This window comes from Capnocytophaga sp., from assembly GCF_030532915.1.
Taxonomy (GTDB): domain Bacteria; phylum Bacteroidota; class Bacteroidia; order Flavobacteriales; family Flavobacteriaceae; genus Capnocytophaga.
Map to the genome: position 1 here is coordinate 17994 of NZ_JAUNKD010000015.1, position 25367 is coordinate 43360.

The window sequence follows — 25367 nt, forward strand, 5'->3', positions numbered from 1 at the left end:
GAATAGCAAAGAAACGATTTTTTTTTCATAAAACAATACTAAATCTTAAAAATTTTTTTAGCATTTTCAGTGGTTATGTACGCAACTTGCTCTTTGGTAAGGTTATAGAGGGTCGAAACTTTCTCTAAAACTTTAACAATGTATGCACTTTCATTTCGTTTTCCACGATACGGAACGGGCGCTAAATAGGGCGAATCGGTTTCCAAAACGATATGTTCCAAATCAATTTTATGCAAAAAAGTATCTATTTTTCCGTTTTTAAACGTAACCACACCGCCAATTCCTAACTTTAAATTATAACCGATGGCTTGGCGGGCTTGCGCTTCGGTTCCGGTAAAACAATGAAAAATCCCGAAAAGTTTTTCGTCTTTTTCCGATTCAAGCACCTCAAAAATGGCGTCAAAAGCCTCCCGGCAATGAATAACAACGGGCAAATTGTGTTGTTTTGCCAATCGTATTTGTCGGCGAAATGCTTCCTGTTGTTCTTTAAAAAAAGTTTTGTCCCAGTACAAATCAATTCCGATTTCACCAATGGCACAAAACGAATGTTGCTGCATCAATTTTTCAACGTGTGCCAATTCTTCTTCATAATTTTCTTTCACATCACACGGATGCAACCCGTTCATTAAAAACACATTATCAGGATATTCTTCTTTTAATGCGAACATCCGTTGGGTGTATTTTGAATCAATGGCAGGAATAAAAAAGCGTGTTACCCCCTGATTCATAGCACGTTGTATCATTTCGTGTCGATCCTCATCAAAAGCTTCACTATAAAGGTGTGCGTGCGTATCGGTAATTATCATTATAATGTAAATATTTTGTATGTTTGCAAAAATATAAAAATATAATGACTTTAAAAAAATTATTGACCGGGCAGGGCTATGTTTCGATTGCCTTAACACACACCGTTTCACAACATTTTGCCATCGAAGCGAAAATTAACGGCATCGAAGGGCGCTTTATTTTAGATACCGGCGCTTCCAACACCTGTTTAGGCATTGAAAACAGCGACTATTTTAAATTAAACGTGGAACATTCCGAAATAAAAGCCTCAGGTGCAGGCGCCAGCGAAATGGACACTCAAATTTCACGAAAAAACATTCTTGAAATCGGTAAGTGGATACACCCTCGGGCAACCATCGTTTTGTTTGACCTCACGCACGTGAATAACGCGCTTATTCAGCATAATATTGCCCCCGTACACGGAATTATCGGTGCTGACATACTCAAAAAAGGCAAAGCCATTATTGATTATCCAAAAAAACGCGTTTTTCTGAAATAATTTTTAATCAATAAAAATTAGACCGAAAAAACGAATGTTACTTTAAGATACTTCTTACAAAAATAATTATAAAACATTAATTTACAAATACATAACTTAAAAATAACACATAATTCATTTACGTAAAAATCGGTCGCGTATTTTGTGGATATATTTTCAGTATTTTTATTTTGTAATTATAAAAATTGAAGTACATTAGCGCCCTAAAAATAAAATGAAGTATGAAACGTGTAATAGTTGATTATAAGAAACTTACAAACGAAATCTTATCAATGTTGGTTGAAAAATATCCGGACGGATATGGCGATGATGACGTAATTCGCTTCAAAAACGCAAAAAATGAAACGGTTGAAGCCTTGGAAGTACGAACCGACGATACCATTTACTTGGTCAAGGTAAGTACCCGCTTGGCTGACACGATGGAGAATTTTGATGAAGATGACGATTTTTCAATTTCAGGCGAGAGTGATGACTTGGGAAGTAGCAATTTGGACATTCCTGACGATTCAATAGATGACGAGGAGTAAGTTTCTTACTAAAAAGGATTTTTAATTCTTTTCAACTTACAAATTCCGCCTTAAAATCTGAAAAACAAAAAAATCAAGACCGTTGCAATAAAACAGTCTTGATTTTTTTTGTTTTTTAATCTCTTGATTTAATTCGATTCGTTTTTTCGTACAAAAGTGAGTAATTTTTTTCCTTTTTTATCAGATAAAACCAACGTATTGTCCTCAATTTGAAACTGCTTCACTTGTTCCAAGGTCATAAAATATTGATTTTCAATTTGAGGCTCAAAACACATTTTTCGAGTAGAACCAACAACGCCAAAATGGATTGTATTGGGATTAACTTGTTCTATATCTGCAAAATACAAATTACAACCTCCCGTTCCATTGATGCGATTTTCTTGCAAATGAATTTCCAATTCAGGACGAAGCTGAACCGTTACAGTTTCTTCATTAAGCTTTTCAAGCACCCATTTACCGTTTAACAAGGTGGTTGGGTCGGTAATTTTTTCCAATTCTTTCAGCATTGTGTACTTGATTGATGACGCATCAGCAGGAACGTTTTTCGGGTCTAACTGGGTTTGTGAAAGTTCTATTTTCTTTAAAAATCCTTCTTCAAAAACAAAATTTTCTATGGGCGCATAAAAGTACTCCCAATTGGCTTTACTCAATTCAGGATTTTTTGACACTTGCAGGCATTGCATTTTACCGGCTCCTCCGCTACATTCTGCCTTTGAACCCGCAACCCAATAAACTTGTTTTGACGAAGTTGCACACGATGTCATTCCCATTACGGTCATCACTAAAACGATGTTTTTAATTTTTTTCATCTTTTAAAAGTTTTTATCAATTTTTAATTTATTATTTCCTTATTTTAGTTGCATTTATATCAAATAATATGCCAAAATCACATTCAAATATCCTCAAACAACTTTGTAAAAACGCCTCCCATAATAACTAACCAAAGCATCAGTAAAACACCCAAAACAAAAGGTTTTACACCCGCTTGTTTAACAGCACGAATATGAGTGGTTAGTCCCAGCGCCGCCATAGCCATTGTCAACAAAAGAGTATCAAGCGTTAAAAATAAGTCAACCCATTTTTGAGGAATAAGTTGTAACGAATTGATACACACAACCAATATAAACCCCACGGCAAACCACGGAATGGTAATTTTTTGTGATTGTTGCCCCGCTACTGACTCGTTTTTTTGCATCAAAGCCGAAAGAAAAATCAAAAACGGGGCGAGCATCATTACACGAATCATTTTGGTTGTAACGGCAATCGGTGCAACGGCACTCCCGACAATGTCGCCGGCAGCGACCACCTGCCCTACCTCGTGAATGGTCGCACCCATATAAACACCCCACGAAGCATCGGAAAGCCCCCAGAAATCCCATTGATACATAGCAGGATACAAGAATATACCTATCGTCCCGAAAATAACTACCACGGCAATGGCTATGGTTGTTTTTTCCGATCTAGCACGGACTATCGGTTCGGTTGCCATCACAGCCGCAGCCCCACAAATTGAACATCCCGAACCGATTAAAACAGCTATGTGCTTATCAATTTTCAAAACTCTGTTTCCCAACCAATAAGCTAACAAAAAAGTAGTTGACAACATCAAGAAATCTATTAAAATCCCTTTAAATCCGATGCTTACTACCTCTTGAAAGGTCAGCCGAAAACCATATAAAACAATCCCTAATTTGAGTAATTTTGATTTGCTAAACACCACACCTTCATTACAAAACGGAGCTATTTTAGGATAAAACGTATTGCCCAATAGAATTCCGATAACAATGGCTAAGGTAAGTCCGCTAAACCCAAAGGATTTGAAAATATGTGTTTTATCTAAATAAAAACCGAGTATGGTTACCAGTAGAACTATTAAAACCCCAAAGAAAAAATGTTTTGTTTTTTTCTTATCGTTAAACATATTTTGACTATTTTTTACAAAAGTACAAAATTTATCATTTTTTACAAAAATATTAATTATTTTTAAGGATTGGATTTTATTATTTTTTCAAATGCTTTCCGAGCCGAACCTCTGAAATACACTTCACCCCGATAGGTATACCCTTGTTTATCAAGTATTTTCAGCATTGCAAAATTATCATAATTGGTATCAACACGCACGCTCTCAACAGCATTGTCGCGCGCCAATTGTTCGGCTTTTTGCAACATTTGGCTGCCCAATCCCTTTCCTTTGGCTTGGGCTGCCACAGCCATCCGATGTACCACCACGTAAGGAGATTGGGACAACCACTCTCCTTCAATAGCCTCATAAGCTGGTTCCTCTCCAAAAATAATAGCCACATATCCCAAAACGGTTCCGTTTTGCGTAAACACATATCCATTTCCTGAAAGAATATCATTTTCAATGGTTTGCTCAGTGGGGTAACCATCTTGCCATTGCGTACTGCCCTCCGCCTTACGAACATTTTTGGCATACAAAATAAGTTGCCATATGTCCTGAAAATCCTGTATTGACGCTTTTCTGAAATTCATTGCTTTATAAATAAAAAAATAGTGATAATTACATCACTATTTATTGATTATAAACACATTAAATCATTCTTCCACCTTGTTTAAAATATAGTGCGAAGCCAATTCACCCGTGATTTCATTACCTTCTTGGTCAAGCAAAAGCACACGTCCTTCCTGCACTTTATATTGCTGTTTTTCACCGTCTTTTAAGGTTAAAATCACTTTGCTTCCGTCTTCTGACCACATAAAATTGCCTTCTTCTTTAAACGTTCCGTCTTTTTCGTCTATGTAAACATCTGTTTTTCGGTACGTTCCGTCATCAAAAAGAGTGAGGGTTACTTCAATTCCGGGACTGCTCGCCGCCGGAATGACCCCTTTATAAGTGCCCATCCAATCCAGTGAATTTTCTGCATTGTGTGAATCTACCATCATTTCCTCTTGTGAAAGTTCTGAAACAGAATCATTTGTGTTTTGCGTATTATTCTTGCACGCCATAAAAACGGCAAAGCTTGCCGCCAATAAAAACATTTTTCTCATTGTTTATTCAAATTTAATTTTGTGATGAACAACAAAAACCATTCCAAAAAATACGTCATTTCTATAAATCAAAAACCGAATTGCGTTTGGTGTAAAATAAATCCTTGATACGCAGCAAGAAAGCCAGTAAAAGATATATCCCAAACCACGCCCCGAGCGTTGCAAATGTTCCGTAAATAAAAAAAATACGAATATCTTTTGCGCGCATTCCCAGTTTTTCAGACAAACGAGACGACACCGCAAAACCATATTTTTCAAGAAAAAAACGAAAATTTGAAAATCCTTGACTCATCTTTTTTCAATTGAACCGTAAAATTAATAAAATAATTTGAAACAGCACTTAATTTCTGCTATTTTTTGCAACTTTATTTAATAATTCAGAAAATATCCAAAAAAAAATAACACGTATTATAAATAATATTGTATCTTTGTAAAAAAATAATTCACTTATGTTTAGCCAAAAAGCATTTAAAATTTTTGAAGAAAGCATTCATAAATATCACATTTTAGATAATGTGTATCAACCGTTTGAAAACCCATATCCTTCCGCAAGTATTGAGCATTTGCTCTATCGGAAAAATTGGATTGATACGGTGCAATGGCATTATGAAGATATTATCCGCGACCCGGAAATAAATCCTGTAACTGCCTTAGATTTAAAACGTAAGATTGACGCCTCAAACCAAGACCGCACCGATACCGTGGAGTATATCGACAGCTATTTTTTACATCTCCATAAGGATGTAAAACCCCTACCCGATGCCACTATCAATACGGAAAGTCCGGCGTGGGCAATCGATCGCCTATCAATTCTTGCCTTAAAAATATATCATATGCAAGAAGAAGCAAACCGCCCCGATGCCTCTCCCGAACATCGTGCTAAGTGTCAAGAAAAATTAAACGTTCTTTTGGAACAGAAAAAAGACCTTTCCGAGGCACTTGACCAATTATTAAAGGATATTGAACTTGGCAAAAAATATATGAAAGTGTACAAACAGATGAAAATGTACAATGACGAGGAACTCAACCCGATTTTAAGAAAAAAATAACATCACTGAAATGTTTATTTAAATTTACTGACTTTGGCAAAACACCAACTTTTGCCAAAGTTTTTATTTGTGAAGTTCACTCATTTTCCGTAAGTTTGCAAGCCCAATTTTTTGAAAGTGAAACGAAACAAATTAAAAATCATCAACGACCCCGTTCACGGATTTATTCACATCCCGAACAGCCTTATCTTCGATTTGATTGAACACCCTTATTTTCAGCGTTTAAGGCGAATCACACAAATGGGATTATCTTATTTGGTATATCCCGGTGCCAGACATACGCGTTTTCAGCACGCTTTGGGCTGTATGCACCTGATGCAGAAAGCCGTAGAAAGCCTTCGTTATAAAGGAGTTGCTATTTCCGACAAAGAAGCCGAAGCCCTTTACATCGCTATTTTATTGCACGACATTGGTCACGGACCTTTTTCACACGCAATGGAACACAGCATCGTTGAAAACATCGCTCACGAAGAAATTTCACTGCTGTTTATGCAAGAACTCAATCGCGAATTTAAAGGAAAATTGGACATCGCCATCGCCATTTTTCAAGGAAGCTATCCGCGTACGTTTTTGCATCAACTCATTTCAAGTCAACTGGATATGGACAGGTCGGACTATCTCAAACGAGACAGTTTTTACACCGGCGTAGCGGAAGGAAACATCAATCCGGAACGTATCATTTCAATGCTCAATGTGCGAAACGATGAATTGGTTGTTGAAGAAAAAGGAATCTATTCGGTTGAAAAATTTTTGGTAGCACGCCGGCTGATGTACTGGCAAGTCTATCTTCACAAAACGAGCGTTGCCGGAGAACAACTGTTAATTAGAGTATTAAAACGTGCCAAAGAACTGGTTCAAAGCGGGGAAAGCCTACCGATGTCAAACGCATTATTGTTTTTTATTCAAAATAAGATAAATAAACAGCAATTTAGTAAGGATATACTCAATAAATTCGCACTTTTAGACGACACTGACATCATTTCAGCGATGAAAGAATGGCAATTTCATCCCGATTTTATCATTTCAAAGCTAAGCAAAATGCTTTTAAACCGTGATTTGCCCAAAGTCAAGCTACAAAACACCCCTTTTGATATTGAAAAGACCCTTCTTTTATACGAAAAGGTCACTTCCGTTTATGAAATAACTCCGAAAGAGGCTGAATATTTCGTGTTTTCGGATAAAATAGCAAACACTGCTTACAATGCACAGCAACAAAACATACAAATTCTGACCAAAAAAGGAAAAATCATTGATGTTGTCAAAGCCTCTGACCAGCTCAATCTGGAAGCATTGTCAAAACCCGTCGTGAAACATTATCTTTGCTATCCAAAAGACTTATAATTAAAGCTTTACCAATGAAACCTTTTTCCGTTACGATATGTTTTACTTTATCATCTGACAATAAATTTAAAGTTTTAGAAATTTTTTAACACAAAACAGCGAAAAATTTTATAACTTGCGTGGCAAAATATACATAACCTTATAATTTTTAACATACAAACAATATCATTTTAATTATGGAACACAAAACACCCGTAGATATCAGTCAAATCAACGAGCGAATTGAACGAGAAAGCGTTTTTATTGACGCACTTACCTCCGAAATGAACAAAGTAATCGTGGGGCAAAAGCATATGGTGAACGCCTTGCTTATCGGTCTGCTCGGAAAAGGTCATATTTTGCTTGAAGGCGTACCCGGACTGGCAAAAACCCTATCCATCAACACCTTGGCGAAGGCAGTTCACGGCAGTTTCAGCCGCATTCAGTTCACGCCCGACCTGCTCCCCGCCGATGTTATCGGGACGATGACCTACAACATCAAACAAAACGAATTTTCCATCAAGAAAGGACCCATTTTCGCTAACTTCGTGCTGGCGGACGAGATAAACCGAGCCCCCGCCAAGGTGCAATCAGCCTTGTTAGAGGCTATGCAAGAGCGACAAGTAACCATCGGCGACTCGACCTTCAAACTTGATGCTCCGTTTATGGTTATGGCAACCCAAAACCCGGTTGAACAAGAAGGAACTTATCCGCTCCCCGAAGCGCAAGTAGACCGTTTTATGCTCAAAACGGTTATCGATTACCCGAAACTCGATGAAGAGCAACGCATTATGCGTGACAATCTGCTCAATACGCAAACAATCGTTAATCAAACAGTGTCGCTCGAACAAATTCTACGCGCACAACAAGCCGTACGTGAGGTGTATATGGATGAAAAGATAGAGAAATACATCTTAGACATCATCTTCGCCACACGTTACCCTGAGAAATACAACCTATCCGAACTCAAACCACTCATTAACTTCGGTGCTTCGCCGCGTGGTAGCATCAATTTGGCGATGGCATCGAAATGTTACGCCTTCATCAAGCGTCGCGGTTATGTGATTCCGGAAGATGTGCGGGCGGTTGTGTTCGATGTGTTGCGTCATCGTATCGGAATTACGTACGAAGCGGAAGCCGAGAACATTACCTCGGTTGAAATGATTCACAAAATTGTCAATACTATTGAAGTTCCTTAATAATAAGGTATAAAATCGGATTGTTTTTCTGATGAAACCGCCTGTTTCAACACCCGAGCAGACCGGCATCAGTCCGGAATTATATACTTTTCTTGATGAAGTCATCATCGCGGACAAAAAATACAAAGTTTTCACACCCGATATGACCCTCATCAAAACTTTCGAGTTTGAAGATGAACAAATACGGGCATTTTTCAAGCTATTTACAGAGCGTTTCAACATAAAAATAAGCGACACCTTCAATATGGAAGAACGATTTTGCCTCGACAGCAATGAAGGTTCAGTATGGGATTTTATACGTTCTATCCTTTTACTGCCCGTACTTATCATAGTCTTACTATTTTCGATAAACAAACTCAAAAAAATTCAAGATATGAGTCTTGCCGAGTTAGACAAAGCGATAAAAACAGGGGTATTAGAATAACATACTAAACAAAAATAGATTTTTTATAGCATATAAATCATTACATCACACATAAAAACAAATCAATTATAGACTATAACAAACTATTTAACACACAAAATCAGATAAATTATAATCTATATATAAATATGTAAAAATATAAAACATATTAAATACAAGATATATTTTACCTGTCAAAATACAAAAACAAATTAGTTATAGACTATATAAAATCTGATTTCAAACAAAAATAGATGATTTATACACTATAAATAAACAGGCAACACCCAAAAACAAACACCAAACAGCTTGTACGTATTCTGTTTTTGAAACAATAACAAACAAGTATGTAAAAATTTGGTATGGTTTTTGATAATGTAGAAGTGAGTTACAAACAGAAATTCAACATAATTAAATCAATACTATTATGGAAATAAATGAATTAACACTAAGGACAATTACAAACGGAGCACATTTTGTGTTTCACAGTGAAGTTTTAAACTTCGTGGAGACAGATACATTCGTTTCTGAGAAGGTTCAGAAGCGATTGGAACCCTACAAAACGGCAGTTGCCAAGGAAAAGGAGGCGATGAACCAATCCAAGAAAAGTTTTAAGACCGATGACATCAGAACTGCCGATAGCGAGCGTGACAAGCTCTATATGGGGTTCAAAACCGCAGTCGCTGCATTTGGTTCTGTTCCTGATGAGAACGTAAAGGCATCGCAAAAACGACTTTCGCAACTGATTAAGGACTACGGCATAAAAACTACAATGAAGCTCGACGAACAAACGGGCTTGCTTGTGAAGTTCATTGAGGAGTTAGAGACCAAATATGCCTCTGATGTGAGTGTTTTGGGGCTGAACAAGATTGTTTCGCCACTGAAACAAATCAATGACAAGGTAGTAAAAGGAATGTCGGAACGCTATGAAGAGAAGAAAGAGCATAAAACGGGTGCGATGAAGTCCGCACGTAAAGAGACCGACGATGCATATCGTCAGTTGGTGAAGCTCATCAATGCCCTTGCCATCGTGGAAGGTGAAACCGACTACGCCAACTGTATCAATAACATTAATAGCATCATCACCCGCTATAAACAACGTGTGATATAGGCTGTAAAACCACTGTTTGTCCAACTGAGAGGTGTTATATTTCAAAAAAATGAGTTGTTTTTAACTTCGCTCAGAGGGGTATGCAGTAAGTATGCACACTTTTCCCTTCTAAACAAGGTAACAAAATGAAATTTACTAATGGACACCAAAGAAATATTAAAGAAAGTACGAAAGATTGAGATAAAAACACGTCGGCTTAGTGACAATATATTTGGGGGCGAGTATCATTCGACCTTCAAAGGGCGTGGAATGATGTTTTCAGAGGTACGTCCGTATCAATATGGTGATGATATTCGCAATATCGACTGGAATGTTACCGCCCGATATAACGAACCTTTCGTGAAAGTATTTGAAGAGGAACGCGAACTGACCCTTATGCTGATAGTTGATGTTAGTGGTAGCGAACTTTTCGGCACCTCGCATCAGTTTAAGAGTGAAATGATTACCGAAATTGCCGCCACGCTGGCGTTCTCGGCACTTCAAAACAATGACAAGACGGGACTCATTCTGTTTTCAGACCAAATTGAGTTGTACATTCCTCCCAAGAAAGGAAAATCACACGTTTTGCGTATCATTCGGGAGCTTATCGAGTTTAAACCCAAAAGTTACCGAACCAACATAGCCGAAGCGTTTCAGTTTTTGAGTAGTGTGATGAAGAAAAAGGCAATTGTTTTCGTGTTATCGGACTTTATGGACCGAAATTACGAAAAACCCATTCAGATTGCCTCGCGTAAGCACGACGTTACGGGCATTCGGGTCTATGACGAGAAGGAAATGACGCTTCCGCAGCTGGGTTACATCACGGTGAAGGACGCAGAAACCGGCGAGCGAATGACCATCAACACCGGGTCGGCAACAACACGCAAACAATATGAAGAGTACTACCGCGAAACGGTCGCTTATTTCGAGAATTTATTAAAGAAATCAGGTGCGGGAACCGTAAGTTGTCGTTGTGATGAGAGTTACACCCAAAAACTATTAGGATATTTCAAACGAAGGGGGTAGTTTTTTAGTGAACAATTAACAATGAATAATGAAACAGATAAATTTTTCAATGAACAATTAACAATGAATAATGAATGGGGATATTTTTTAAGTGAATAAGACAGAATGATTGATGAATTAGAGAGAAATTTTGACGAATAATGAAGAATCAGAATGAAAAATAAGATTTTATATGCTCTATTGCTGTTGGTTTCGGTTGTAAAGGCACAAGAAGTCACCGTTGAAACCGATACCAAAGAGATAAAAATAGGAGAACAGATAAAATACAAAATATCGGTGGAAACATCGGGCGAAGAATCGGTTGTATTTCCTGATGGTCAGACCTTTTTCCCTTTGGAAATGGTGCGAACCACGCCCGTTGATACCTTATCCAAAGGAGAAAAGTTCCGTTTAGAGAAGGAATATTCCCTCACCCAATTCGATTCGGGAAATTACACCATACCCCGACAACGAATCCGCGTAAACACGAAGGATTTTTATACGGATTCGCTTCAAATTGCCGTAAATTCGGTTGTGGTTGACACCATTAAGCAACCCTTATATGACATCAAACCAATTGTTGATGTAGTTCCGCCCAAAAGCATAAACATATGGCTGTGGGTTGGTTCGATTTTGGCTTTGATTTGCCTGATTCTGTTGTTGGTTTATCTGTTCATATTCCGCAAACGACGACTTTCGGAGGAAGAACGTCTGAAAAACCTGCCACCCTTTGAGCGCGCCATCGAGGAGCTTAAAAAATTACAGCAATCCAGATACCTTATAGAGTCGAAACACAAAGAATATTATTCTGACCTGACCGACATTATTCGGGAATACTTGGAAGATGAGGTGCATATTTCCGCCAAGGAAAGTACCAGTGATGAATTATTGGAGAAAATTCGCATTCTGCAAGATAGCGGTAAACTTTCACTCTCAAATGAGACGATTTCCAGTCTGAAAAGGGTATTGCAAACCGCCGATTTGGTGAAGTTCGCCAAAAGTAAGCCCGCTGACCACACCGCAGAATATGATCGTGAGACTATTGAAGATGTGGTTGTAAAGACAAAACGGGCAATTCCGGAAATTACTGATGAAAACGGAGCGACAATCATTGAAAACACGGAAATTTTCCAAAAGAAACAACGCAGACATAAAATCCTTATAGGGGCGGGAATCGGTGTTTTATCGGCTCTTATTATCGGAATGCTAACGTATTATCTTGTTTATAACTTCTTTGGGGGGCATTCTATCGAGAAATTAAGCCGAAGTGAATGGGTAACAAGTGAGTACGGGTATCCCATTACCGAGATTAGCTCGCCAAAGATACTCTCACGTAGGCAGATAATTGATATTAAAGGCTTTGAAGAGGCTATAAATAAACAATACGTGTTTGATTTTGGTCAGATTAATTCTGAATTTTACGTGATGACTAGTGTTATTACGTTCAAACAATCCGATTCACAACAGAATTTCAATCTTGACCCCGAAATGGTGAACGAAATTGTGCTTTCACAGCTTGATGCTGCCGGTGCTCAGAACATTACGACCCTGAAAGAGGATTATACGTTACCCAACGGGGCAGCAGGTATCAAAGTTTCGGGCAAAATGACACTGAATGATGCCAAAACCAAAAAATCTTTCGATGCTAAGTATGAATTATATAGCTTCACGCAGAATGGAGCATTACAACAACTACTCATTACGTATGTTGATACCGTGCAAGCAAGCGAAATGGCACAACGAATAGTCCATTCCTTAAATTTTAAAACCGATTGATAAAGAGAATTACGTATGTTTGACACTATAACTTTTGCAAATCCGTCCTTTTTTTGGTTGTTATTGCTGATACCTTTAATGATTGGGTGGTATTTCTTTTGGAACAAGAAATCAAAAGCCGCATTGACCGTTTCAACAACCGGAGCTTTCAAAAAGACGGGAACATTCAGCAATAAATTACACCATCTTTTGTTTGTACTGCGAACGTTAGCCGTGATACTAATCATTGTCGCACTGGCACGCCCCCAAACACGCTCGCATTCGGCAAAGACCAAAGTCACGGACGGCATTGACATCGTTATGGCAATCGATGTTTCGGCAAGTATGCTCTCACAAGACTTAAAACCAAACCGTTTCGAGGCTCTAAAAAAGGTAGCTTCGCAGTTTATAAAGGATCGCGTTTCTGATCGCATCGGGTTGGTTGTCTATTCGGGCGAGAGCTACACCAAAACGCCCGTAACCACGGACAAATCCATTATATTGAATGCCATTAAAGAGCTTACTTACGGACAGATTGAGGACGGAACCGCCATAGGAATGGGACTTGCAACAGCCGTTAATCGTCTCAAAGAGAGTAAAGCTAAAAGTCGCGTTATCATTCTGCTTACTGACGGAGTGAACAACAGTGGTTTTATCGACCCGCAGACCGCCGCCGAGCTGGCAGCCGAATATGGTATCAAGGTTTATACCATTGGCATCGGCACAAACGGTATGGCGCTCTCGCCATATGCCCTTAACGCCGACGGGAGCATTATGTATCGGATGCAACAGGTTGAAATCGATGAGGCACTGATGAAAAATATCGCAAAAACCACCGAAGGACGCTATTTTCGTGCCACAAACAACAAAAAATTAGAGGAGATATACGCTGAAATCAATCAGATGGAAACCACAAAGGTTGAAGAGTTTAAATATACCCAAGTTGATGAGAAGTTCCGAGCGCTGGTTATTCTCGCAGGATTGTTACTTTTGCTTGAATTTTTGCTCAAACACACCTTGCTTAGAAATGAAATTTAGCAAAATTACATCATATACAGCTTGAACACTTGCTGATTGAGACTAAAACCAATTGCCTTACACCATATAATAAAGCTGTTTGACGATTGCAACCGTATTTCAAATGGTAATTACAAAATAAATAAGTCTGAAAAATTATAAGATTTCAATATAAATTGTAACATCTTATTTCAAAACACACCGTATGATACATATTGACGAAAAGATATATTTATGGTTTATCCCCATTGTAGGGGTGTTATTTCTTGTTTTTGTGCTTTCACAACTGCGAAAACGCAAAAAACAGAAACAATTTGCTGACGAACGGCTCTTAAAACGACTCGCCCCGAATTATTCCCGTTTCAAACCTTGGGTAAAGTTCGTTTTGCTGGCTGTTGTTATCGTGCTTTTGTGCGTTGCTTTGGCAAACCCGAAAATTGGCACAAAAATTGAGACCGTTAAGCGTGAAGGCGTTGATGTTGTCTTTGCCATTGACGTATCAAAAAGTATGTTAGCCGAAGATGTGGCCCCCAACCGACTGGAAAAAGCCAAACGTTTGGTGTTTGAAACTTTCAACACACTCAAAGGCGACCGTATCGGGATAGTTGCTTACGCCGCCAGTGCTTATCCGCAACTTCCTTTAACTACTGACCACTCGGCAGCGAAAATGTTCCTGCAAAGTATGAATACCGATATGCTTTCATCGCAAGGCACGGCAATTCAGGAGGCAATACGAATGGGAAGTAGTTATTTCGATGAAAATCAGGAAACAGCCCGCGTGTTGTTTATCATTTCCGACGGCGAAGACCACGAAATGGGGGCTACGGAAATTGCTTCGGAGGCTATGAATCAAGGGATTTCAATCTACACCATTGGCGTAGGCACGGAAAAAGGAGCTCCCATTCCCATAAAGGAAGGAAACGGGCAGTCGTACAAACGCGACCGAAACGGAGAGGTTGTCATCACGCGGCTTAACAGTGAGTTGTTACAGCAAATCGCTCAGAATGCGGGCGGTAAGTACATAAATGGCGACAACACCAAGCAAGCCGTTGATGAAATTAGTAAAATTTTGGACGGAACCGAAAAAAGCGAATTTGAAACCCAGAAGTTTGTTGATTACAACGACCAATTTCAGTGGTTTTTGGCAGGGGCTCTGCTCATTTTGTTCTTAGATTTGTTTATTTTTGAACGAAAAACGCTTTGGGTTAAGAAATTAAATCTGTTTAACGAATCGTAATGAAGTCATTTATACTTATATTTTAAACGAATTACCCTATTTTGAATCAAAAAATGAAAAGAAATTTAGTATATATCGCATTTTTAACCGTATTTTTCTCTTTCGCTCAGCAAAAAGAGTCAAAAGAGGTGTTAAAATCAAAAGAAATATCAAAAAAATACACTCATCAAGGTAATGATGCGCTAAAAAATGATAAACCCGTACAAGCCGAAGTGGATTATCGCAATGCCATTGCCAAAAACAAGGATAATGGCGTGGCTCAGTACAATTTAGGCACGATGTACTACAAACAAAAAAGCTACAATGAGGCTTTTGTTCGGCTGAAAAATGCAGCTACGTCCAATGAAGTGAGCCGAGAAGAAAAACATCAAATATTTCATAATCTGGGTAATACCTTTATGCAGGAAAAAACTTATGACAAAGCGGTTGAAGCCTACAAAGAAGCCCTTCGCAATAATCCGTCTGATGAGCAAACGCGTTATAATTTGGCTGTTGCACAAGAAATGTTAAAGAAAAATCCGCCAAAACCCGAAGAAAACAAAGATAATAAGGACAATCAGCAAAATAAAGACGATAAAAATCAGCAAAACAATCAAAATAACAACGAAAATCAAGACAAAAAAGACCAAAACAAGGACAAACAAGACCAAAAAGACAAACAAAACGATAAAAATAAAGGAAACGACGATAAAGACAAGCAAAATCAAGGCGATAATAAAGAAAAGCAGGACAAAAATCAAGGAAAAGACCAAAAAGACCCCAACCAAGAAGGAGATGACAAAAATCCGAATGGAGAAGGCAAAGGACAAAATCGCCCGTCTTCACTGTCGCCTCAGCAAATGGAACGCATTTTGGAGGCAATGAACAATGAAGACCAAAAAACACAAGAAAAAATTAACGCTCAAAAAGTAAAAGGAACTCGCTCAAAATCAGAAAAAGATTGGTAATCAAAAAAGAAACACCAAACAAAGAGCCGACAATGTTAAAAATACAATGAAGATGAAATACCGCATATTGTTTTTTATTAGTTTTGTAATCAATCTGTTGCATTCACAAAACGTTGAATTTACAGCCAAAGTAAGCAAAGAAACGCTGGGTGTGAATGAGCGTTTACGCATTGAGTTTACGATGAATGAAAACGGGGACAATTTCACGCCGCCGAATTTCAAAAACTTCACGGTGGTTATGGGACCTTCACAATCCGTTTCGGAGTCGTGGATAAACGGAACTCGCAAATTTTCAAAAACTTACGGATATATTTTGCAACCCAACGCCAAAGGAAAATTTACCATCGGGCAGGCGAGCATTGAAATTAAAGGCAAAACTTACAAAACCGCTACCGTGCAAATTACGGTAACAGAGGCAGTTAGCACACCTTCTATTGATAAAACAAGTAATGACGTAGCAAGAGACAACTTGTTTTTGGTTGCCGAAGTTTCAAAACCCAATCCGTTTTTGAATGAAGCCGTAAGCGTTGTATATCGGTTGTATGTCGGCGGACAAGTGGCACTCAATGACTTACGTTTGGTGGACATTCCTAAATTTCCTAATTTTTGGAGTCAGGAAATCCGAATGCAGAATTATGAAATTGAAAATTGCACCCATAACGGAAAGCCATTCCGATGTATCGTAGTGAAAAAAGTGGTTTTGTACCCGCAAAAAACAGGTAACATCACCCTTGAACCACTCAGTTTGGATGCCATTTTGAGCGTACCTACCGCCCAACGTGATTTTTTTGGCAGACCCGTTATGGAGCAAGTCAGCAAGAGGGTTTCGGCAGGAACGAAAACGCTCAATATAAGAGATTTACCGCAACAAGGCAAGCCTGACAATTTTTCAGGAGCCGTTGGAGAATTTTCATTCAACGTAACTACCTCAAAAAGAGAATTAAAAGCCAATGAAAGTCTGCAAGCCAAAGTTGAAATTTCAGGAAGCGGGAATTTGAAATTGTTTGACATACCCAAACTGACTTTCCCCACGGCTTTGGAAGTGTACAATCCGGAAAAGAAAGATGACATAAATACCTCATTGTCAGGAATGCGAGGTCGCGTAGAGGAATTTTACACCGTAGTTCCACAATTTAAAGGAAAATATCCGATTGCTGGAATTTCGTTTTCATATTTCAATCCAAGAACAGAAAAATATGAAACCTTGAAATCCAATGAAATATGGATTGACGTTACGGAAGGTCCAACGGGCGGAAACCTGCGAAATCCTTCGGAAAATATTGTAAAACAAGATGTTATCACACAAGCCAATCAATTCCGTTTCTTGCAACTCAATGCCGATTTACAACCCGCAAACCAAAAAATGTTTTTTGGCTCAACGCGTTATTATTTATGGTTATTGCTTCCGCTATTGATAATCCCTATTTCGTTGATTTTCTGGAAGAACCGACAAAAAAGAGCCGGCGACATTGAAGGAAATAAAGCCCGAACAGCCAATCGATTAGCAAAAAAATATTTAGGTGAAGCCAAACAAAAATTGGGCGATAAAAATACGTTTTATGAAGCCTTAGAGCGAGCTTTACATAACTATCTGAAAGCCAAACTGAAAATTGAAACTTCGGAAATGAGCAAAGAAAATATTTCGGATTTGCTCTTACAACGAAATGCAAGTCAGCAAACAGTTTCGGAATTTTTAGGATTGCTAAAAAATTGTGAAATGGCACGTTATTCGCCTTTTGACACAGTTTCAATGGAAAACGATTATCAAAAATCGGTGCAAATCTTATCAGAATTAGACAAACAAATAAAAAAGTAATCAAATGAAGCGTTTTATATATATATCTATTCTATTATTCTCATTTTTAGGATTTTCGCAATCACAGCATAATGAAAAACTTTTTTCAAAAGCCACTGAAAGTTACAATTCCGGAAATTTTCAAGAGGCGGTAGATGCCTATATGTCCATTTTAAATTCGGGATTTGAGTCGTCATCGCTTTATTACAATTTAGCGAACGCACACTACAAGCTCAATCACGTGGCTGAATGCGTTTATTATTACGAAAAAGCATTGATGTTAAACCCTGAAAATGAAGATGCTAAAAACAATTTGTTTTTTGCCAATCAAATGACCATTGATGCCATTACGCCGCTTCCGAAAACGTGGCTGAAACGAATTTCTGACGGCATCACCAAACTTTTTTTACCCGATACGTGGGCTGTTTTTTCCATATTGGGGATTTTTGGTTTTGTAATCAGTTTTTTGTTGTATTATTTTCTGGAAAGAACCATTTTGAAACGGATTTTTTTCACGGCGATGTTGGTGTCTGTAATTTTCAGCATCGGGACGTATTTTATTGCTGATTTTCACCAAAATAATATCGAAATGGAAAAATTTGCCATACTATTTGACAAAAATGTGCGTGTTTTTTCCGAGCCTAATGCGTACAGTTCCGAAGTTTTTTCATTGCACGAAGGCACAAAAGTAGAAATTACAGAAAACCTCAACGATTGGGTAAAAATTAAATTAGCAGACGGGAAAACAGGTTGGATAAAACAAAATGTTCTTAAAACATTGTAATCCAATCTTATAGTAAAAAAAATCCCCTAAAAAATAATATTTTAGGGGATATTTTTTATGAATATTGCTGTTTTTTACTTCCTTCATACATTTTGTAATTCAACAGTTTACTCTCCAACTTGCCGTTAAAAAGTTTTATTTTTCGCGACGGACGAAGCCCCACATATTTCAACGCTTCTAAATTAGACGTTATAAACCACGCATCTGTATTGGGATAGCCGTTTTTGAGCGTATTACCGATTTCGCCATAAAACTGCTGAATATCAATCTGTAAACGTTCATTATACGGCGGATTAAACACCATTTGCAAAGCAGTTGATTTGTTTTCTTTTTGGGTTTCAAAAAAGTTTTTCTGAAAAACGTCAATATAATCAGACAGATTGGCATTCTTTAAATTTTCTTTTGCCTTTGCCACTGCCGACGGAGCTTTATCATAGCCAACTATCTGATAATGAAACTCTCGTGTTTTTTTCAAGCAATTTTCAAAAATGGTCTCAAACAGCTGGGCATCATAATCGTTCCATTTTTCAAAAGCAAATTCTTTACGATGAATATTTGCCGGAATATTACACGCAATCATCGCTGCTTCAATCAAAAAAGTACCACTTCCGCACATTGGGTCAAGAAAATCAGACTGTCCTTGCCAACCGCTTAATAATAAAATCCCTGCTGCAAGTACCTCATTTATAGGCGCTATATTGGTTGAAGTACGGTAACCCCGTTGATGCAGTGATACACCCGAGGTATCTAATGACACGATAACTTCATTTTTTTGAACGTGTATATGTATCTGCAAATCAGGATGTAGCGTATCAACATTAGGACGTTTGCCCACCTTGGCTCGAAATCGGTCAACAATAGCATCTTTGGCTCGTAATGCCACATATTGTGAATGGTTAAACAGCTCCGTTTGCAATGTAACCGAAACTGCAAACGTTTGATTTACAGAGAAATATTTTTCCCAAGCAAAATCGTACAATTTTTGATAGTAATCTTTTTCATTCCGCACAAAAAATTTGTGAATCGGTTTTAAGATTTTCAAAGCGGTACGTAAACACAAATTTGCCTTGTACATAAAGCCTTTATCTCCTTCAAAAGACACACTACGAACGCCTTTTTCTATTTTTACGGCACCCAATTTTTGTAATTCGGTTGCTAAAATATCTTCAAAACCAAAAAAGGTTTTAGCGAGCATCGGATAATTTTTTTCCATCTTTATTGATTAATACGCCACAAAAGTAATACAAAAAACAGCATTTTTAACCAAATGAAGGTAAAAACATTTGTTAAAAAACTTTTTTCAGTAAAACAGATTTATAAAACACTATTTTTCAGTTAATTAAATTGTATTTCAAATAAAAAACGCAACTAATTGTAAATTAATTGCGTTTTTTGTATCTAACTGATTTTCTTTACTTTGTTACCCAATCGTATCCTTTTTCTTCCAACTCCAAAGCGAGCTCTTTTCCGCCTGATTTTACAATTTTCCCGTCTGCCAATACGTGAACGAAATCCGGAACGATGTATTCCAACAAACGCTGATAGTGCGTGATGACCACCACTGCATTTTCTTTACTTTTGAGTTTATTCACACCGTTTGCAACGATACGAAGTGCGTCAATGTCAAGCCCTGAATCGGTTTCATCTAAAATGGCTACTTTGGGTTCAAGCATTGCCATCTGGAAGATTTCGTTTCGTTTTTTCTCTCCTCCGGAAAATCCTTCGTTGAGTGAGCGCGACAAAAAGTCTTTATTGATTTCCAACAATTCGGCTTTTTCTCTGATTTTTTTGAGCAATTCAGCCGCAGGAATTTCTTCTTCACCACGTGCTTTACGAGCCTCATTTACAGCCGTTTTTATAAAATTCGTTACTGAAATCCCGGGTATTTCTACCGGATATTGAAATGACATAAAAATGCCTTTGTGAGCTCTTTCTTCGGGCGCATCTTCCAAAATACTTTCCCCGTCAAGGATGATATCGCCTTCGGTTACCTCAAAACTTTCATTTCCTGAAATCACCGCTGAAAGGGTTGATTTTCCGGCACCATTGGGTCCCATTATCGCGTGTACTTCACCCGGTTTAATGGATAAGTTGATACCTTTTAAAATTTCTTTATCTTCTACGGAAGCACGTAAGTTTTTTATTTCTAACATTTTAAGTAGTTTTTTAGTTTGTTATTCGTTTTTTGATAAATATGCCTGCAAAAATATACTTTTTTCTTGAATTACAATGCAATAAAAGAATCTATTTTGTTTTCAAAATGTGTATTTTGCTGTGCTAAATACCTAAAAATTTTTGATAATTCAGAAAAATTTGGTTTTTATGAAAAAAGTTCAACGGAAATTTGGTTCAAAAAACACTCTTTTTGGTCGCCGGTTTGCATATTTTTTAGCAAAAAACTTCCTTTTTGAAGCTCCGATTCACCAATAATTACCACAAACGGAACGTTTCGCTTATTGGCATAGTCCATTTGCTTCTTCATTTTGGCATTATCGGGGTAAAGTTCAGATTTCAGCCCCATATTTCGCAATTTTTGAATGACTTTCATACTTTGTAAGGCTTCTTGCTGACCAAAATTTACGCACAAAACATCTAAACTATCGGAAATTGCTTTCGGAAACAGCGAAAGTTCTTCCATAACAAGGTAAATGCGGTCCAATCCAAACGAAATGCCTACTCCGCTCATATTTTTTAATCCGAATATGCCGGTCAAATCATCATAACGCCCGCCTCCACCGATAGACCCCATCGTAACTCCTTCGGGTGCAGCCACTTCAAAAATAGCACCGGTGTAATAATTTAGCCCGCGCGCCAAGGTTACATCCAAATCCAACGTGGCGGTTTCCAATGGCAATTGGGCAATGACTTTTTCAATAAATTCCAACTCTTCAATACCTTTTTGCCCTGTTTCTGAATCTTTTAAAATATCTGTGAGAAGCGTAATTTTCTGTGAGAAGCTTCCGGTGAGTTTAAATATGGGCGTTATTTTTTCAACCGCTTCGGGAGAAATTCCTTTTGCAAGCATTTCGGTAACAACCCCCTCCTGCCCTATTTTGTCGAGCTTATCCAAAGCCACCGTAAAATCAATGAGTTTATCACGCTCACCGATAACTTCGGCAAAACCGCTCAATATTTTCCGATTGTTGATTTTAATAGTTACACCACTCAAATTCAATGAAGTAAACACCGAATCATACAATTGTATTAACTCCACTTCTTGCCAAAGGCTGTTGCTTCCCACCACATCGGCATCACATTGATAAAACTCACGAAAACGCCCTTTTTGAGGACGGTCAGCACGCCAAACCGGTTGGATTTGATAACGCTTGAACGGGAATGTTATATCATTCTGATGCTGAACTACATAACGCGCAAAAGGCACGGTCAAATCATATCGTAGTGCTTTTTCGGAAATTTGTGGCGTAAGTTTCTGAACGTCTTTGTTTTCCCAATCGGAAGCGTTTACTTTTTCGGCAAAATTACCTGAATTTAATATTTTAAAAATCAAACGGTCACCTTCTTCTCCGTATTTTCCCATTAACGTTTGATAATTTTCAAAGCTCGGAGTTTCAATGGGTTGAAATCCGAATTTTTTAAATTCAGTGCGAATTTTATCCATAATAAAATTGCGTTTTGCTAATTCTAACGGTGAAAAATCACGAGTTCCTTTCGGGATACCGGGTTTTTGTACAGCCATAAAATGATTTTTTAAGTTTAAACAGCAGTTTATTTTATTGATTAATTCGGAAAGGTTGCCCGCTATAAGGCTTGGCATATTCCTCTTCCAGACTTTTTTCCAACATTCGTTTTTCCAAATCGCAACGAAAAACCTCTCCTTTAATGTAACGCTCAATCATCAGTGAAGCGATAGGTCCTGCCACCCTTGCACCATAATATCCGTTTTCAACAAAAACAGCAATGGCTATTTTTGGATCTTCAATGGGGGCAAACGCCACAAAGATGGAGTGGTCAGTAAGTTGCATACGCTTACCGCCTATTCGGATAAAATTTTCGGCGGTTCCGGTTTTTGCCCCTATGTTAATCCCCTCAATTTGAGTGCCTCGCGCGGTTCCGGCATTGTAGGCAGTGTTCATACCTTGTATGACGGGGTCAAAATGCTTTTCATCAATGGTGGTGCGTTTTGGGGTAGTAAATTCGGTAAACGGCGTTACGGCATTGTCGATTTTACGCACGATATGAGGCGTATAAAAATATCCGCGATTGGCAATAATCGCCATTACGTTAGCCAACTGAATGGGCGTAGTGAGCACCTCGCCTTGCCCGATGGCGTTTGAAATGTTGAAAGTTGCCGCCCAACGCCCTTGTCCATACTGCTTGTCATACAATGCCGTGGTTGGTACTTTACCGGGGCGCCCTGTCGGGAAATCGCTTCCCAAAAAGCCTCCCAGACCAAAACTTTTAACGTGTTTGCTCCAAACATCCATTCCGATAGAGGCTTTTTCTGATTTTTCAATCGTTTTTCGGTATGAATTGGCAAAGTACGAATTACACGAGTGAGCAATTCCGTGCAGTAAATCGTTTGATGAGCGCCTGCAATGGCATCCCATCGTTCGGTTTCCGTATCGATACCCGCCTCCGCAGCTGAAAGTGGTTGAGGGTTGTATAATTCCTTCTTGTAAGGCTATCAATGCCGTGATGACTTTAAAGGGTGAACCGGGCGGATATTCAGCCAACAATGTTCTGTCATACAACGGTTTAGCAATCGAATCTTGATATAAGGCGGTATAGTTTTTTGAGCGCTGCCTACCGACGAGCAAACCGGGATCAAAAGTCGGTGCCGAAACCAACGCCAGTATTTCACCGGTTTTCGGTTCGATGGCTACAATTCCGCCGCGTTTGTGTTGCATCAGTTCTTCGCCGTAGGCTTGCAAACCGATGTCAATGGTCAATTCAAGCGACTGACCCATTACGGGCAAGGTATCTAAATTTCCGTTTTTATAACTGCTTATTTGGCGATTGTGGCGGTCTTTCTGAAAATAACGAACGCCTTTCTCGCCTCGTAAAAAAGATTCATATTGTTTTTCAACCCCTTGTCTTCCAATTAGTTCACCCGAAAGATAGTATGAATTTTCTTTCAGTTCCCATTCGTTTACCTCGCTGATGTACCCCAGAACATTTCCGGCATTTCGGGTTAAATAATGGCGTAATGACCGTCTTTGAATATAAAAACCATCAAATTTTCGTAGTTTTTCTTGCAAAACGGCATAATCAGCCTTTGATAGCTGACTCACCACAACCGAAGGTTTTCGGCGCGAATATTTCTTGGCTTTTTCCAATCGTTGGACAAAATCTTCTTTTTTTATCGCAAGCAGCTGACAAAGTTCCAAGGTATCTAACTTCTTGACTTCGTTAGGAATAACCATCACATCATACGCCGGCTGGTTTGAAACCAAAAGCTCGCCGTTTCTGTCATAAATATACCCTCTCTCCGGATAATCATACACCACCTCAATAGCCACATCTTTATCCGGACGTGAATTATCATCAAATGCCAACACTTGTAAATACACCAAACGAATTACAAAAACAATTGATGTTAAGATGATTACGATAAACAACAAATATTTTCTCATTTCTTTTGAGAGCTGAATATATAGATGAACAATAAACAAACGGCAATGGTTGATGCCGATGCCATTCCGATTTTTACAAAGGTGGTAAGCAGGTGGTTAAAGTTAAACACTTCAAGAAAATAAAACAAGGTGTGATGCAACAACACTATGGTTGTTGTGTACGAAAAAACTTTCGCAAAGGGGAATTGCATTAATTTTATTTCCTGAAAGTCAAGTTTTTGTCCAAAAATAATTTTTAAAATCTGAATACGCACATAGGCAATAAAAACGGCACTTGCCGCGTGAATTCCGCCCGTGTTTGAAAAAATATCAACGGTTAGCCCAAGCAGAAAAGCCCCAAACAGAAACGGAATTTTATTTTCGTTATGCGGATAAAGAATCAAAAAAATCAGGTATACCATCGGGTTTACGTATCCCAAATATTTGATATTATTGAACACAAGTACCTGCAAAAATACTAGCCCAATAAATAAAAACGTATTTCTGATAAAAAGATTATTCATTCGGGATTTGATTTTCTAAATTATCAATTTCTTCTTTATCTTTATTTTCAACAAGATAGATGTGATTTACGTTTGACATATCGGTAAACAACTTCACATCAACAACCAGTGAATTATCCATTTTACTTCTGGAAATATTCAGCACACGCCCCACCGGAATACCCTTCGGAAAAATGCTTGACATCCCGCCGGTTACAATCGTATCTCCTTTTTGAACGGGCGCAATATTCGGTATATCAACCAATTGCACAATATTTAATTCTTGTCCGTTCCATTTAAGAGAACCAAAATGCCCTGTTTTTTTCACCATTGCGTTGAGTGACGATTTTGTGTTTAACACACTCTGAACCGTAGCAAACCTGCCCGAGGTGCTTTCCACAATCCCGACAATACCTTGTGGAGAAATGACTCCCATATCTTGCTTCACGCCGTCTTTCTCACCTTTGTCAATTGTTAAATAATTCTTTTTCAGTAAATAACTATTATCAATAACATTGGCTCTACCAACGTGATACACAGCACCTTCGGACAATGATAAACTATCCGTGACTATTGTATTTTGTTTTAATTTTTCTTCCAATGCAAAAATTTGCTTGTGCAGGCGTTGGTTTTCTTCGCTCAAAAGATTATTTTCGGTGCGCAGGTGAAAATATTGCACCCAATGGTTTGAAAAATCATACAAATTACCCGAAACCGCATTAGCCGAGTTAATGTACTTACTTTGAGGATAATAATTATCTTTGACAACCAAAAAGATAGAAAAAGAAAAAAGCAACAAAAACACAAAAAAGTTTCTTTTACGGATAAAAAACAAAATGATTTGTTGCATAATTTCTAAATTATAATTT

General features: G+C 38.2%; 26 protein-coding genes. 14 read left to right on the forward strand and 12 right to left on the reverse strand.

What is annotated here, in order from left to right; all coding sequences use genetic code 11:
* Positions 1–38: 38 nt before the first annotated feature.
* The gene (locus tag Q4D72_RS06210; RefSeq protein ID WP_303076858.1) at positions 39–800 is read right to left on the reverse strand and encodes a TatD family hydrolase; all 762 of its coding nucleotides are present in this window, start codon (positions 798–800) and stop codon (positions 39–41) included.
* A 50-nt stretch (positions 801–850) separates the two neighbouring features.
* Here Q4D72_RS06210 and Q4D72_RS06215 point away from each other — a divergent pair, with 50 nt between their 5' ends.
* Both Q4D72_RS06215 and Q4D72_RS06220 read left to right on the forward strand, forming a co-directional pair.
* Positions 851–1285: a retropepsin-like aspartic protease gene (locus Q4D72_RS06215; RefSeq protein WP_303076795.1), complete on the forward strand. Its 435-nt coding sequence runs from the start codon at positions 851–853 to the stop codon at positions 1283–1285.
* 221 nt (positions 1286–1506) lie between these two features.
* The gene (locus Q4D72_RS06220) at positions 1507–1812 is read left to right on the forward strand and encodes a hypothetical protein (RefSeq protein ID WP_303076797.1); all 306 of its coding nucleotides are present in this window, start codon (positions 1507–1509) and stop codon (positions 1810–1812) included.
* Between the two features lie 128 nt (positions 1813–1940).
* On the opposite strand, the gene Q4D72_RS06225 is transcribed toward Q4D72_RS06220, so the two are convergent.
* The 5 genes from Q4D72_RS06225 to Q4D72_RS06245 all read right to left on the reverse strand — a co-directional run bounded on the left by Q4D72_RS06225 (position 1941) and on the right by Q4D72_RS06245 (position 5113).
* Positions 1941–2621: a DUF4377 domain-containing protein gene (locus Q4D72_RS06225; RefSeq protein WP_303076799.1), complete on the reverse strand. Its 681-nt coding sequence runs from the start codon at positions 2619–2621 to the stop codon at positions 1941–1943.
* Positions 2622–2704: 83 nt separating this feature from the next.
* Complete coding sequence (locus Q4D72_RS06230) at positions 2705–3733, reverse strand: YeiH family protein (protein ID WP_303076800.1); 1029 nt, start codon at positions 3731–3733, stop codon at positions 2705–2707.
* 62 nt (positions 3734–3795) lie between these two features.
* Positions 3796–4305, reverse strand: coding sequence for a GNAT family N-acetyltransferase (locus Q4D72_RS06235; RefSeq protein WP_303076801.1), 510 nt, complete (start codon positions 4303–4305; stop codon positions 3796–3798).
* Positions 4306–4368: 63 nt separating this feature from the next.
* Complete coding sequence (locus Q4D72_RS06240) at positions 4369–4821, reverse strand: copper resistance protein NlpE (protein WP_303076802.1); 453 nt, start codon at positions 4819–4821, stop codon at positions 4369–4371.
* Between the two features lie 61 nt (positions 4822–4882).
* Positions 4883–5113 (reverse strand): hypothetical protein, encoded by a 231-nt coding sequence (locus tag Q4D72_RS06245; RefSeq protein WP_303076803.1) that lies wholly within the window; start codon positions 5111–5113, stop codon positions 4883–4885.
* A gap of 157 nt (positions 5114–5270) precedes the next feature.
* Here Q4D72_RS06245 and Q4D72_RS06250 point away from each other — a divergent pair, with 157 nt between their 5' ends.
* From Q4D72_RS06250 to Q4D72_RS06305, 12 genes are all read left to right on the forward strand, one after another.
* The gene (locus Q4D72_RS06250) at positions 5271–5870 is read left to right on the forward strand and encodes a DUF4254 domain-containing protein (protein ID WP_303076804.1); all 600 of its coding nucleotides are present in this window, start codon (positions 5271–5273) and stop codon (positions 5868–5870) included.
* A 117-nt stretch (positions 5871–5987) separates the two neighbouring features.
* Positions 5988–7211, forward strand: coding sequence for an HD domain-containing protein (locus Q4D72_RS06255; protein WP_303076805.1), 1224 nt, complete (start codon positions 5988–5990; stop codon positions 7209–7211).
* Positions 7212–7387: 176 nt separating this feature from the next.
* A complete protein-coding gene (locus Q4D72_RS06260; protein ID WP_303076806.1) occupies positions 7388–8389 on the forward strand; it encodes a MoxR family ATPase in 1002 nt (333 codons plus the stop codon).
* A gap of 31 nt (positions 8390–8420) precedes the next feature.
* A complete protein-coding gene (locus Q4D72_RS06265; protein WP_303076807.1) occupies positions 8421–8813 on the forward strand; it encodes a hypothetical protein in 393 nt (130 codons plus the stop codon).
* A gap of 406 nt (positions 8814–9219) precedes the next feature.
* Positions 9220–9903: a DUF6261 family protein gene (locus tag Q4D72_RS06270; RefSeq protein WP_303076808.1), complete on the forward strand. Its 684-nt coding sequence runs from the start codon at positions 9220–9222 to the stop codon at positions 9901–9903.
* Between the two features lie 138 nt (positions 9904–10041).
* Positions 10042–10908 (forward strand): DUF58 domain-containing protein, encoded by an 867-nt coding sequence (locus Q4D72_RS06275; protein WP_303076810.1) that lies wholly within the window; start codon positions 10042–10044, stop codon positions 10906–10908.
* Between the two features lie 153 nt (positions 10909–11061).
* On the forward strand, positions 11062–12663 hold the full coding sequence (locus tag Q4D72_RS06280; protein WP_303076811.1) for a hypothetical protein: 1602 nt from the start codon (positions 11062–11064) through the stop codon (positions 12661–12663).
* 15 nt (positions 12664–12678) lie between these two features.
* Entirely contained in the window at positions 12679–13680 is a 1002-nt protein-coding gene (locus Q4D72_RS06285) for a VWA domain-containing protein (protein WP_303076812.1), read from the forward strand.
* Between the two features lie 184 nt (positions 13681–13864).
* On the forward strand, positions 13865–14896 hold the full coding sequence (locus tag Q4D72_RS06290) for a VWA domain-containing protein (protein ID WP_303076813.1): 1032 nt from the start codon (positions 13865–13867) through the stop codon (positions 14894–14896).
* A gap of 53 nt (positions 14897–14949) precedes the next feature.
* Complete coding sequence (locus tag Q4D72_RS06295; protein WP_303076814.1) at positions 14950–15843, forward strand: M48 family metallopeptidase; 894 nt, start codon at positions 14950–14952, stop codon at positions 15841–15843.
* Between the two features lie 52 nt (positions 15844–15895).
* Positions 15896–17659 carry a BatD family protein gene (locus tag Q4D72_RS06300; RefSeq protein WP_303076815.1) on the forward strand — a complete coding sequence of 588 codons (1764 nt, stop codon included), beginning with the start codon at positions 15896–15898 and terminating at the stop codon, positions 17657–17659.
* A 4-nt stretch (positions 17660–17663) separates the two neighbouring features.
* On the forward strand, positions 17664–18422 hold the full coding sequence (locus Q4D72_RS06305) for a tetratricopeptide repeat protein (protein ID WP_303076816.1): 759 nt from the start codon (positions 17664–17666) through the stop codon (positions 18420–18422).
* Between the two features lie 55 nt (positions 18423–18477).
* Here the strand turns inward: Q4D72_RS06305 and Q4D72_RS06310 are convergent, their stop codons facing one another.
* The 6 genes from Q4D72_RS06310 to mreC all read right to left on the reverse strand — a co-directional run bounded on the left by Q4D72_RS06310 (position 18478) and on the right by mreC (position 25348).
* A complete protein-coding gene (locus Q4D72_RS06310; protein WP_303076818.1) occupies positions 18478–19635 on the reverse strand; it encodes a class I SAM-dependent RNA methyltransferase in 1158 nt (385 codons plus the stop codon).
* A 199-nt stretch (positions 19636–19834) separates the two neighbouring features.
* Positions 19835–20575, reverse strand: coding sequence for a Fe-S cluster assembly ATPase SufC (sufC, locus tag Q4D72_RS06315; protein ID WP_303076819.1), 741 nt, complete (start codon positions 20573–20575; stop codon positions 19835–19837).
* 167 nt (positions 20576–20742) lie between these two features.
* Complete coding sequence (gene hisS / locus Q4D72_RS06320; protein WP_303076826.1) at positions 20743–22119, reverse strand: histidine--tRNA ligase; 1377 nt, start codon at positions 22117–22119, stop codon at positions 20743–20745.
* 34 nt (positions 22120–22153) lie between these two features.
* Positions 22154–24016, reverse strand: a complete 1863-nt coding sequence (gene mrdA, locus Q4D72_RS06325) for a penicillin-binding protein 2 (protein WP_303076828.1) — start codon at positions 24014–24016, stop codon at positions 22154–22156.
* Positions 24013–24519, reverse strand: a complete 507-nt coding sequence (locus Q4D72_RS06330) for a rod shape-determining protein MreD (RefSeq protein WP_303076829.1) — start codon at positions 24517–24519, stop codon at positions 24013–24015. The genes mrdA and Q4D72_RS06330 overlap by 4 nt, the downstream gene beginning before the upstream one ends.
* Positions 24512–25348: a rod shape-determining protein MreC gene (gene mreC / locus Q4D72_RS06335; protein WP_303076831.1), complete on the reverse strand. Its 837-nt coding sequence runs from the start codon at positions 25346–25348 to the stop codon at positions 24512–24514. The genes Q4D72_RS06330 and mreC overlap by 8 nt, the downstream gene beginning before the upstream one ends.
* Positions 25349–25367: the final 19 nt, after the last annotated feature.

What these genes read in the sequence shown, in the direction of transcription:
- Q4D72_RS06215 (WP_303076795.1), top strand. Translation starts at nt 851, where the DNA reads ATGACTTTAAAAAAATTATTGACCGGGCAGGGCTATGTTTCGATTGCC.
- Q4D72_RS06220 (WP_303076797.1), top strand. Translation starts at nt 1,507, where the DNA reads ATGAAACGTGTAATAGTTGATTATAAGAAACTTACAAACGAAATCTTA.
- Q4D72_RS06225 (WP_303076799.1), bottom strand. Translation starts at nt 2,621, where the DNA reads ATGAAAAAAATTAAAAACATCGTTTTAGTGATGACCGTAATGGGAATG.
- Q4D72_RS06230 (WP_303076800.1), bottom strand. Translation starts at nt 3,733, where the DNA reads ATGTTTAACGATAAGAAAAAAACAAAACATTTTTTCTTTGGGGTTTTA.
- Q4D72_RS06235 (WP_303076801.1), bottom strand. Translation starts at nt 4,305, where the DNA reads ATGAATTTCAGAAAAGCGTCAATACAGGATTTTCAGGACATATGGCAA.
- Q4D72_RS06240 (WP_303076802.1), bottom strand. Translation starts at nt 4,821, where the DNA reads ATGAGAAAAATGTTTTTATTGGCGGCAAGCTTTGCCGTTTTTATGGCG.
- Q4D72_RS06245 (WP_303076803.1), bottom strand. Translation starts at nt 5,113, where the DNA reads ATGAGTCAAGGATTTTCAAATTTTCGTTTTTTTCTTGAAAAATATGGT.
- Q4D72_RS06250 (WP_303076804.1), top strand. Translation starts at nt 5,271, where the DNA reads ATGTTTAGCCAAAAAGCATTTAAAATTTTTGAAGAAAGCATTCATAAA.
- Q4D72_RS06260 (WP_303076806.1), top strand. Translation starts at nt 7,388, where the DNA reads ATGGAACACAAAACACCCGTAGATATCAGTCAAATCAACGAGCGAATT.
- Q4D72_RS06265 (WP_303076807.1), top strand. Translation starts at nt 8,421, where the DNA reads ATGAAACCGCCTGTTTCAACACCCGAGCAGACCGGCATCAGTCCGGAA.
- Q4D72_RS06270 (WP_303076808.1), top strand. Translation starts at nt 9,220, where the DNA reads ATGGAAATAAATGAATTAACACTAAGGACAATTACAAACGGAGCACAT.
- Q4D72_RS06275 (WP_303076810.1), top strand. Translation starts at nt 10,042, where the DNA reads ATGGACACCAAAGAAATATTAAAGAAAGTACGAAAGATTGAGATAAAA.
- Q4D72_RS06280 (WP_303076811.1), top strand. Translation starts at nt 11,062, where the DNA reads ATGAAAAATAAGATTTTATATGCTCTATTGCTGTTGGTTTCGGTTGTA.
- Q4D72_RS06285 (WP_303076812.1), top strand. Translation starts at nt 12,679, where the DNA reads ATGTTTGACACTATAACTTTTGCAAATCCGTCCTTTTTTTGGTTGTTA.
- Q4D72_RS06290 (WP_303076813.1), top strand. Translation starts at nt 13,865, where the DNA reads ATGATACATATTGACGAAAAGATATATTTATGGTTTATCCCCATTGTA.
- Q4D72_RS06295 (WP_303076814.1), top strand. Translation starts at nt 14,950, where the DNA reads ATGAAAAGAAATTTAGTATATATCGCATTTTTAACCGTATTTTTCTCT.
- Q4D72_RS06300 (WP_303076815.1), top strand. Translation starts at nt 15,896, where the DNA reads ATGAAATACCGCATATTGTTTTTTATTAGTTTTGTAATCAATCTGTTG.
- Q4D72_RS06305 (WP_303076816.1), top strand. Translation starts at nt 17,664, where the DNA reads ATGAAGCGTTTTATATATATATCTATTCTATTATTCTCATTTTTAGGA.
- Q4D72_RS06310 (WP_303076818.1), bottom strand. Translation starts at nt 19,635, where the DNA reads ATGGAAAAAAATTATCCGATGCTCGCTAAAACCTTTTTTGGTTTTGAA.
- sufC (WP_303076819.1), bottom strand. Translation starts at nt 20,575, where the DNA reads ATGTTAGAAATAAAAAACTTACGTGCTTCCGTAGAAGATAAAGAAATT.
- hisS (WP_303076826.1), bottom strand. Translation starts at nt 22,119, where the DNA reads ATGGCTGTACAAAAACCCGGTATCCCGAAAGGAACTCGTGATTTTTCA.
- mrdA (WP_303076828.1), bottom strand. Translation starts at nt 24,016, where the DNA reads ATGAGAAAATATTTGTTGTTTATCGTAATCATCTTAACATCAATTGTT.
- Q4D72_RS06330 (WP_303076829.1), bottom strand. Translation starts at nt 24,519, where the DNA reads ATGAATAATCTTTTTATCAGAAATACGTTTTTATTTATTGGGCTAGTA.
- mreC (WP_303076831.1), bottom strand. Translation starts at nt 25,348, where the DNA reads ATGCAACAAATCATTTTGTTTTTTATCCGTAAAAGAAACTTTTTTGTG.